Annotated in this window: 7 protein-coding genes; 3 read left to right on the plus strand and 4 right to left on the minus strand. The window is 45.4% G+C overall.

Annotated elements, in window-relative coordinates; all coding sequences use genetic code 11:
• Nucleotides 1–79: 79 nt before the first annotated feature.
• Nucleotides 80–2,485, plus strand: a complete 2,406-nt coding sequence (locus tag H8K55_RS19515; protein ID WP_186943746.1) for a S9 family peptidase — start codon at nt 80–82, stop codon at nt 2,483–2,485.
• Nucleotides 2,486–2,612: 127 nt separating this feature from the next.
• Here H8K55_RS19515 and H8K55_RS19520 read toward each other — a convergent pair whose 3' ends face one another.
• Entirely contained in the window at nt 2,613–3,158 is a 546-nt protein-coding gene (locus H8K55_RS19520; protein WP_186943747.1) for a hypothetical protein, read from the minus strand.
• A gap of 117 nt (nt 3,159–3,275) precedes the next feature.
• On the opposite strand from H8K55_RS19520, the gene clpB reads away from it, so the two are divergent.
• On the plus strand, nt 3,276–5,879 hold the full coding sequence (gene clpB, locus H8K55_RS19525; protein ID WP_186943748.1) for an ATP-dependent chaperone ClpB: 2,604 nt from the start codon (nt 3,276–3,278) through the stop codon (nt 5,877–5,879).
• Between the two features lie 72 nt (nt 5,880–5,951).
• On the opposite strand, the gene H8K55_RS19530 is transcribed toward clpB, so the two are convergent.
• Nucleotides 5,952–6,824, minus strand: a complete 873-nt coding sequence (locus tag H8K55_RS19530) for a substrate-binding periplasmic protein (protein WP_186943749.1) — start codon at nt 6,822–6,824, stop codon at nt 5,952–5,954.
• Between the two features lie 234 nt (nt 6,825–7,058).
• On the opposite strand from H8K55_RS19530, the gene H8K55_RS19535 reads away from it, so the two are divergent.
• Entirely contained in the window at nt 7,059–7,622 is a 564-nt protein-coding gene (locus H8K55_RS19535; protein ID WP_222612548.1) for a GNAT family N-acetyltransferase, read from the plus strand.
• Between the two features lie 5 nt (nt 7,623–7,627).
• On the opposite strand, the gene H8K55_RS19540 is transcribed toward H8K55_RS19535, so the two are convergent.
• Both H8K55_RS19540 and H8K55_RS19545 read right to left on the minus strand, forming a co-directional pair.
• Entirely contained in the window at nt 7,628–9,871 is a 2,244-nt protein-coding gene (locus H8K55_RS19540; protein WP_186943750.1) for a YCF48-related protein, read from the minus strand.
• A gap of 115 nt (nt 9,872–9,986) precedes the next feature.
• The coding region (locus H8K55_RS19545; protein WP_186943751.1) for a transposase at nt 9,987–10,273 on the minus strand (287 nt) is incomplete at its 5' end.

Here is a 10,273-nt window from a genome sequence, read left to right on the forward strand (position 1 = left end):
GCCTTGTCCAAGAAACGCTGAACTCTGCAAAGATTCAGCGTTTTTTTATTGACCATCTTACCCGATGAGGGAAACAACAATGAGAACGAACAAGCATGGTGCGCTGTTAATGCTGGCAGCGGGGGTATTTTCTATAGGTTTCATGCCTATAGCGCAGGCTCAAGTAAGTGATAAATTGAGCATGGAACAAATCATGGCGCATACCGATTGGATGGGTATTGCACCGGAGTGGGCTTATTTTAGCCAAGATGGTAAAAATGTTTATTTCCAGCGCAAAGCGGTGGGATCTGAAATTCGAGATTTGTACAAAGTATCTGTATCCGGCGGCAACGCACAAAAACTCAGTGCTGCCGAAGTCGTGGTGGCAGATGGTGAACAGAGATTCATCAGTCCTGATCGACATTACACCGTGTGGCTACGTAATGGCAATTTGTTTGTGATCAATGATGGTAAACGCCAGCAATTTACCCGTACCGGCGAGTTAAGTGGCTTGCTTGGTTTTGTCGGTAATGAACAAATTGCCTTGCGAAATGACGGCAAAGTAAGCTTGCTGAACTTGCGTACTGGGGAACAAAGTCTATTAGCGAATATTAAGAATGACGATGATCCACTGAACAAAAAAGACAGCCCAGATTATCTGACAGCACAGCAAACGCGCCTGTTCGACATCATCAAAAAGCGTGAAACTGACAAGAAAGAAGCAGAAGCCTTACAAAGAGAATTGAACAGCCAAGCTGCGAGCGCACCGCTGCCTGTGTATTTGGGCAAAGGACGTGAATTCCGTAGCTTTAGTGTTTCGCCCGACGGTAAATTTGTTTTTGTGAGCACAGCATTGCCACGTAAAGATGGTCGCGGTGACAAAATGCCTCACTATGTGAGTAGTGATGGTTACGTCAAAATCGAAGATGTCCGCAGCAAGGTTGGCACAGCAGCTGAGAGCAATGAACAACTGTATGTCATCGAGGTTGGTACTGGTAAAGCACATCAGTTAAATCTCGATAAATTAGCTGGAATTAATGAAGATCCATTATTGGCATTAAAAACAGAAGCCGCAAAACGCTTGGGCAAGGCAGCGCCTAAAGCGGCGATACCGCGCGCTGTCTATGTGAATTTCCGTGGCGTGCGTTGGAGTCAGAGTGGGCAACAATTAGCGCTCAGTTTATTGAGTGCAGATAATAAAGATCGCTGGATTGTAAAGGTCGATTTGCAGCAATCAGAAAAAAACAATTGGCAGCTAGCACATCGATTAACGGATCAGGCCTGGGTCAACGATGGTAGTTTCAATGAATTTGGCTGGAGCCCGGATGGCAAGGCTTTGTGGTATTTATCGGAAGAGAGCGGCTATAGTCAGCTATACGTACAACGTGATGCGCAAACTCGCGCTTTGACCAACGGAAAGTTTGAAGTCAATAACGTGCAATTAACACGTGATGGCAAATGGTTCTATTACCGCGCCAACAAAAAGCATCCGGGTATGCATGAAGTGTATCGGGTTGCAGCTGACGGGCAGCGTGATGAAGCCTTGACCGATATGAATGGCGGTATGGAGTATGAACTGTCGCCAAATGAGGATAAGTTATTGTTGACGCATTCGACTACGATTCGTCAGCCAGACTTATTTGTGCAAGCCGCTACACCGGGTGCTAAGGCGACACGTCTGACCGATTCTGCATCTAAAGAATTCGCACAAATTAATTGGATTAAGCCAGAGATCATTGCCGTACCGTCCAAGCATGGCGCTGCACCGATTTATTCCAGAGTTTATCGCGACAATAAGACTCAGGCGGGAGAACGTAAACCCGCAGTCTTATTCGTACATGGTGCAGGCTATTTGCAGGCTGCACATCATGGCTGGTCGAATTATTTCCGTGAAATGATGTTTCATAATCTCTTGGTACAACAAGGCTATGTCGTGATCGATATGGATTACCGTGCTTCAGCCGGCTATGGACGCGACTGGCGCACTGCAATCTATCAGCGTATGGGCACTCCAGAATTGGAAGACTATGAAGATGGTATTGACTGGCTGGTCGATAATGCGAATGTCGATCGTCAACGCATAGGAATCTACGGTGGCTCCTACGGTGGATTTATGACGTTCATGGCGATGTTCAAATCCGATAAATTTGCTGCTGGCGCTGCCTTGCGTCCGGTTGCTGATTGGGCGCATTATAACCATGGCTATACATCGAATATATTGAATACACCAGATGTTGATCCCGATGCTTACGCACGCAGTTCGCCTATAGAATTTGCCGCCGGATTGAAACGTCCGCTGCTAATTTGCTCCGGTATTCTGGATGACAATGTGTTCTTTCAAGACAGTGTGCGTATGGTGCAAAAATTAATCGAATTGAAAAATCCGAATTTTGAATTAGCCGTGTATCCGATCGAATCGCATGGTTTCCGTGAACCAGAAAGTTGGTTGGATGAATATCGTCGGATTTACAAATTGATGGAGCGGGAAGTCAAAAGACGCCAATAATTGAAATAAGCGGCACCCTGAAAAAATAAAGGCAGAGAATTCTCTGCCTATGTTATTTCTAAGTAATGGATTAATTGTTTGACTTAATTATTCGTCGTAATTATTCGTCGTAATTACTCGTTGGAATTTAGTTTAATAAATGTGCGGGGACGCTCATTTCATCCGCTTTGGGTAAGTTGAGTTGTAGATCCCAACCTGACGCTTTTTCGGCATCAATTAATAATTTACAAAATCCGTGAATGAGAGAAGTTTCTAATTTCAAATCGATGGTGCCATTTTGTTGCGTGACGAATTGTATCCATAATGGCGCGTTTGGCTGAAGATGAAATTTGATCGTCTCTAATAGTAATGGGCGCTCGCCATGCAAAGACTTGCGATTTTCAGCCTCATAGGCCTTATTAAAGTTGCCGTTCTCTTGAATCGAGTTCACCGCTTGCTGATGTTCCATATTCACCAATTCGTCGCTGGCAAAAGCTGTTTCGGGGCGATTTAAGCGCATGTGTGCAGCGATGGCTTCCATCAAAGTTGGCCACAGTCTTTGCAACATACGGCGAGTAAAAAATAACTGTATTTCTTGTTTTTTTTGTTCTGCATCTTTGACCGAAAAGCCAATTCTGAGCAAGATACGATCTTCATTGAGTAGATAGGTTAAATTAAGTTGTTCTAAATGCATAAGATATTGATGTAGCGCAAAGCGCGTTGAGATTTTCGTTGTAGGTGTTCTTGAAAACTAGTTTTAGCGCCTAATCTACTAGCCAATCAATCATGGTATCCGTTTCAAGGAGGCATTATGCGTTTGGATAAATTGACGACAAAGTTGCAAGAAGCATTAGCAGATGCGCAGAGTCAAGCGGTGGGTAATGATAACCAATATATAGAACCTGTGCACCTCTTACTTGCTTTGATTAATCAGGAAGATGGTGCAGCTCGCTCTTTATTGCAAAGGGCTGGCGTGAATATGAATGGCTTGGCCAATGGCTTGAAAAGTGCCTTAGATCGTCTTGCCAAAGTCAGCGGTACCGATGGTCAGGTTCAAGTTGGCCGTGAATTGATGGGCTTATTGAATCTGGCGGACAAAGAATCCCAAAAACGCGGCGATCAATTTCTGGCTAGTGAAATGATCTTATTGGCTTTAGTTGATGATAAATCAGAAGCTGGAAAGCTGGCGCGCGAAAATGGCTTGACTCGAAGCGCATTAGAAGCTGCGATCAAAGGTGTGCGTGGGGGTGCTAACGTGGATTCACCCGAAGCCGAAGGCCAGCGCGAGGCACTCAAAAAATATACTTTAGATTTGACCGAGCGTGCGCGTCTCGGCAAGCTAGATCCTGTGATCGGTCGTGATGACGAAATTCGCCGGGCGATTCAGGTTCTGCAACGTCGCAGTAAAAATAATCCGGTATTAATCGGCGAGCCGGGTGTGGGTAAGACGGCGATTGTTGAAGGTTTGGCGCAACGTATCGTCAACGGCGAAGTACCAGATAGCTTGAAGTCTAAACGAGTACTCTCATTGGATATGGCGGCCTTGCTCGCGGGTGCAAAATTCCGTGGTGAGTTTGAAGAGCGCCTGAAAGCCGTACTCAAAGAAATCGCGATGGACGAAGGCCAGACCATCGTCTTTATCGACGAATTACACACGATGGTTGGTGCCGGTAAAGCCGAAGGGGCGATGGATGCGGGGAATATGCTCAAACCAGCCTTAGCGCGTGGTGAATTGCATTGTGTCGGAGCGACCACCTTGGATGAATATCGTAAGTACATAGAAAAAGACGCAGCCCTGGAACGTCGCTTTCAGAAAATTATTGTGGATGAACCTAGCGTCGAAGCGACGATTGCGATTCTGCGTGGTTTGCAAGAAAAGTATGAAGTGCATCATGGCGTGGATATCACCGACCCGGCGATTGTCGCAGCGGCGGAATTATCTCATCGCTACATTACGGATCGTTTCTTGCCAGACAAAGCGATCGATCTGATCGACGAAGCGGCAGCAAAAATTAAGATAGAAATTGATTCCAAACCGGAGGTGATGGATAAACTTGATCGTCGCTTGATTCAATTGAAAATTGAGAAGGAAGCAGTCAAACGTGAAAAAGACGAAGGCTCCAAGAAACGCCTGGTATTGATTGAAGATGAGATTCAAAAACTATCACGCGAATATGCCGATTTAGAAGAAGTGTGGAAGGCAGAAAAAGCCACTGTCCAAGGTAGTACGCATATCAAGGAAGAAATAGAAAAGATTCGTTTGCAAATGGAAGATGCTAAACGCAAGGGCGATTGGCAAACCATGTCGCAGCTTCAATATGGTCGCTTGCCAGAACTAGAAGCACAATTGAAATCGGCTGAGTTACAGGCCGCAAAAAATGCGGAGTCCGGTGGTAAACCGAAGTTGTTGCGCACGCAAGTTGGGGCAGAAGAAATCGCCGAAATCGTGTCTCGCGCAACCGGTATTCCAGTCTCACGCATGATGCAAGGTGAACGGGAAAAACTCTTGCAAATGGAAGATGCTTTGCACAAACGCGTAGTTGGTCAACATGAAGCGATCACGGCAGTATCGGATGCGATACGTCGTTCGCGTGCTGGGCTTGGAGATCCGAACCGCCCCTATGGTTCTTTCCTGTTCTTGGGGCCGACTGGTGTTGGTAAAACCGAGTTATGCAAAGCCTTGGCGAACTTCATGTTTGATACTGAAGAGTCTTTGATTCGTATCGACATGAGCGAGTTTATGGAAAAGCATTCTGTTGCGCGTTTAATCGGTGCGCCTCCAGGTTATGTCGGTTACGAAGAGGGCGGTTATTTGACCGAAGCTGTGCGTCGTAAGCCCTATAGCGTGATCTTGCTCGATGAAGTAGAGAAAGCGCATCACGATGTGTTTAACGTCTTGTTGCAAGTTCTTGATGATGGGCGCATGACGGATGGGCAAGGCCGTACGGTGGACTTCAAAAACACCGTGATCGTTATGACGTCTAACTTAGGTTCGCATCAAATTCAGGCGATGGAAGGCAGTGAACCTAGCGTGATTAAAATGGCTGTGATGGGTGAAGTGAAGTCGCATTTCCGCCCTGAATTCATTAACCGTATTGATGAAATCGTTGTGTTCCATGCCTTAGATGCGAAGAACATTGGTTCGATTGCGAAAATTCAATTAGAAACTTTGAGCAAACGTTTGGCGCAAATGGATATGCGTTTGCAAGTCAGTGATAGCGCTTTGTTAAAGATCGCCGAAGCAGGTTTTGATCCAGTTTATGGTGCGCGGCCTTTGAAACGTGCGATACAACAGCAAATCGAAAACACTTTGTCCAAGTTGATTTTACAAGGCAAGTTTGGCCCTAAGGATCTGATCCTGGTTGATGCGGATGGTGGTGAGCTGGTGTTTAAACAGGGCAAGGTGGCCGCATAAAACACTGGCAGGGTGATATTTGACGCGGCTAAGAAAGCACGCGAAGAGTAAATCTTCGCGTCAGCGACTGGCTTATTTAGAAAAAATTTTATCGAGGTCGCCATTTTTCCTCGCAGTTAAAATGACTTGATTGATTTTTTCTAAGATCGTTTTATCCATTTTCTTGCTAATGGCGAAATAGTTGTAAACCTTGGCCAAAGGTTTATTGGCTTTGCAAAAGAGGGGAACTTTTGGATTGCTATCAGCTTGTTTGGAAGTCGCCAGAGACAGGTTCTTACGCTCGAGTTCCGCATCTAACTCGCGCACCGATGTTTCATAGAAAATGAAAGCATCCATACGTTTTTGTGCCAACTTCAGGAACATGCCATTGACATCTGTGATCGAGTAATCGACCTTGAAAATAGTATTGATTCCTTGATCAAATTCATTACTGACACTTGATCCCGTATGCATAGAGATTATTTTTCCTTTCAGATCTTGAATCTCACTAAACTGAAAGCTTTTGTCGCAACGCATAACGAGCCAAATGGTGTCTGCAAAAATCGGTTCTGAGAATAGGAATTGGCGTTCTCGTTCTTTGGTTTTGTAGATGCCAAATAAAATCCCTTCGCCACGCTCGGTCGCTTCCATCGCACGTGCCCATGGATATTGAGTGTAGGAGAAACGCAGCTTTAATTGTTCTTCGAGATAATTAAAAAAGGTGGTGAAGACAGGATTGATTTCGATTTTTGGTTTGTCTGGAGAGATCTGCCCACTCATCAAAATATTGGTACGAGGATCAATTTTTGCCATCTTGTTGGTAGGCGCTTGATCCTTGTTGGTGGCATGTTGTTTTGCTGCTGATGAAGTTGAATCTGGCATGCAAAAACCATACTGACCTGTTAATAGCAATAGCAGGAAAATACCTAAGCGGTGTAAGGCCCAAGAATAAGCTTCGATGAACATTGGTGCTTAATTTGAATTATTATTTATAAAGTTTTGAAAATGCTCTAGGCAAGATCGGTCACCAGGCTATTTTTATTCATTCTATAGATAGTGTATGAGTCCGTATGACTTGGCAAGGATGGTTTGCAGTTTGTCGCGAATAAGCCTAATTCAAGACCTTGTTTTCTTGGGTTGTTGCAAGTTAGTATTGATTGGTTGGAGTTACTTTATACGGACTAATTTACGGGGATGTTTATGTCTGATTTATCACAGCCAGTGCTGCCAAATTTACAAGTTGCGCCGAGCACGCTGGAGCAAATTCCACAATTGAATCAGATGATTGTGCAGTCCGCGCGGGAGTTGAGTCGCGGTTATTACACCGAACAAGAAGCAGAATCGGCGATCAAATATGTATTTGGAGTCGACACCGCTTTAGTCAATGACGGCAGCTATTTTACGGCGATGCTCGATGGTCGATTAGCAGGCTGTGGGGGTTGGAGTCGCCGACGTACGTTATATGGCGGAGATCAAAGGCCGATGGGCGCGGACGAATTTTTAGATCCAGCCTGCGATCCAGCTAGAATCCGTGCTTTCTTTATCGCGCCGGAGGCTGCGCGGCGAGGCGTGGGTAAAGCCTTGTTTGAGGCTTGTAAGCAAGCTGCACTTGCCCACGGTTATCAAAGCCTGGAATTAATGGCCACTCTGCCGGGAGTACCGTTTTATAAAGTGTTGGGCTTTGAAAAAGTGGAAGATGTGGCCGACACTTTGCCCGACGGCGTGACGATACGGTTTGAGCGCATGCGTTTGAAAATTGCATAGCGCTGTTATGCGGTTAAATTATGTTTGACACCGACGTGCTTGCGAATTTTGTCAATCACAAGTAGCAAGCAAATCAAACCAAGCCCCGAACAAAGTGCATAAAACCAAGGTGGCGGCAAACGTTGATATTGACCTTTTGCTTGCCAAGTTTTGCCATTGTCTTCAGACATGAACATGGCATTATGCTCGCCGACTGCCCAAGCTTGTTTTTCGTTACTGCTGTAGCGTACCGTGTTTAAGCGTGAGGTGGTTGGCAAAGGATATTCTCGCCAATGCTCACTACCATCTTCGCTGGCGATTATCGTCCCAGGAGTACGACTGACGGCAATTCCACGTTGAGCATCTCCTGACAGATTCAGCCACATGATTGGATAAAATTTGCCCCAAGCATACTTAGTCCATTTTTTTTCATCCTCGCTCAAAACCTCTACATTACTGAATTGAAATTCTTTATGTGGTGAAGCAAATTCAGGGTGCTGTTGTCTGTCCATACGTTCACCCTTTTCATATAACTGGCAGAAATGACTGGATTGCCAATCATACTGCTTCCTCAAATCAACCGTATCTCCACCAATCTCATACTCATATCCCACTGAACAGAATCCTTGAGCGCTATGATCCTGAGACAGATTTTCATCAGTAGACGTTCGCTGTGTTTCCTTCCAGGTTTTACCATAATCAAGGCTCGAAAATATACGCTTATCATCGTGAATTACGATCTGCTGACTGTCCTTTGTCATTAAAAAACCATTGGCTTGAAATGGTGAGAAGAAGAGTTCTTCTTGTTCTGTTTTTGGAGGCGACTGTGGTGAGAATCGCTGCCAGGTGTTGCCGCCATCATATGTGCGTAATAGTTGTTCTGGATATTCTCTCCAACTGCCTGAGATTAAGCCTGTTTGGCCACTGACATCAAAACTAATTAATGGCAGTTGTCCCCCTCCATTTGTATTCACCTCATCACGGATAGCTTGTATCCAAGTATTTCCGTTATCCAGAGAACGCCAGAGCCCTTTATTGCTGACAAACCAGCTTTGCCCCGTATCGGTATGAATATTTACATCAAAAATATTGGCTGAAAAATGACTTGCTTGTGTCGACCAATTCAGACCAGCATTATTGCTTGCTATGATGCCGCCTTCTGATCCCACCATCCAGATGTGTTGATTATCTTTAGCAATAGCGACCCGGCGAATGACAAAATTAGCGGGCGTTTTTTTCTCTAGCCAAGTCTTTCCAGCATCATGTGTCTCAATCAGTATTGCACTTTCATTGCCTTCATTATTGATAGCCCACCAATGCAGACCATCGTCTGAAATTTGAATAATCTTTAGTCGGTTAAATGGTGTCGGTTGAAGATGCCAATGCAAACCAGCATCGCTAGAACCTATAATTTCTCCATCGTCGCCATTTATCCATATCTGTTGACCATCGCCACTAACACTCACAGTAGAAAAGTAGCTTCGTCGATATTCATTGGCGCTAGCGTCATCCGATTTTTTAGGGAAGTTGCTGATGCGCTGCCAATGTTCGCCACCATCGGTGGTCTTGAGAATACTTCTTAGTTCACCAACGGCCCATCCAGTTTTACCGTCTTTATCAAACGCGATGTCGAGTAATACGTCGTCCTTTGATCCAATGAATTGGTGCTTCCATTGTTTGCCGCCATCTTTGCTATGCAAAATGGTATTTTGCGCACCAAGAAGCCATGCTCGATTTCCATCTTTTGCCCATACCATACCGCTGGAATTATCTTTTAATCCTGAAATGGCATCGCTACCTTTATAAGGCGTCCAGGTTTTGCCACCGTCGTTGGTAGTTAGAAGATCCGTCGAGCCAGGTCCGAAAGTCCAAGCTGACGAGCCGCCTAATATCCAACCATGTAAGCCATCTTCATCAAATTTGAGTTGGGTAAATCTCCCGCCTATTTCGGCTTGACCTAACTTTGCCCACTGCGATCCGCCATCGGTCGTGCCAAACACGCGTCCATCATAGCTGAGCGCCCAACCGCGCGAATTATCCACGCTAAATTTCACATCGACGAAATCCTTATTCCCAATATTCCCAATCACCCGCGCATGCCGATTAAGCTCCCTCGGGCAAGTCCACCATAGTTGCGAGAAGCGCTCAGGTGCGGCGGCAAATTGATCGCCACAGACGGGTAATGTTTGCTGATAGCGGTAAGCGAAAAATACACCAAGTAGCGTGAGTAGGATCAGAATTAAAAACCTTAGTAGTCGAAAAAGGAACATAGGAGGTAGGGATTTTTTATGTGTGTTCATGGGCAGACAGTTATGCGGTGATTGGCTAGGACTTACGCAAATTTGTACTGACTAGAGCTTCACTGCGTAGATACTGTTATCCGAGTCAAGCAGAATGCAAGCTTGCATCGAAAGGCTTGCCGGATTTTAGTACGCCAAATGCGACATGAATGAGTTTTCTCATCATTGCCCCAATAATGACCATGGGCGGTTTTCCCGATGCCGTAAGGCGCTGGCGGAAAGCCATTCCCCATGTCGTTTTATACAAAGCAACCATGGCAGGCATGTAGAGCGCTTTGCGAATAAAAGTATGTCCCACTTTTGACATACGAGTCTTGCTCCGCACACTACTGCCAGATTCATGATGACGTGGGTCGAGTCCTGCAAATGCAA

Origin of the sequence: Affinundibacterium flavidum, from assembly GCF_014284175.1 — a bacterium.
Classification (GTDB): Bacteria; Pseudomonadota; Gammaproteobacteria; order Burkholderiales; family Burkholderiaceae_D; genus Undibacterium; species Undibacterium flavidum.

Bases quoted from the DNA above. Each gene is read 5' to 3' on its own strand.
- H8K55_RS19530 (WP_186943749.1), bottom strand. From the start codon at position 6,824: ATGTTCATCGAAGCTTATTCTTGGGCCTTACACCGCTTAGGTATTTTC.
- H8K55_RS19520 (WP_186943747.1), bottom strand. From the start codon at position 3,158: ATGCATTTAGAACAACTTAATTTAACCTATCTACTCAATGAAGATCGT.
- H8K55_RS19535 (WP_222612548.1), top strand. From the start codon at position 7,059: ATGTCTGATTTATCACAGCCAGTGCTGCCAAATTTACAAGTTGCGCCG.
- H8K55_RS19515 (WP_186943746.1), top strand. From the start codon at position 80: ATGAGAACGAACAAGCATGGTGCGCTGTTAATGCTGGCAGCGGGGGTA.
- clpB (WP_186943748.1), top strand. From the start codon at position 3,276: ATGCGTTTGGATAAATTGACGACAAAGTTGCAAGAAGCATTAGCAGAT.
- H8K55_RS19540 (WP_186943750.1), bottom strand. From the start codon at position 9,871: ATGTTCCTTTTTCGACTACTAAGGTTTTTAATTCTGATCCTACTCACG.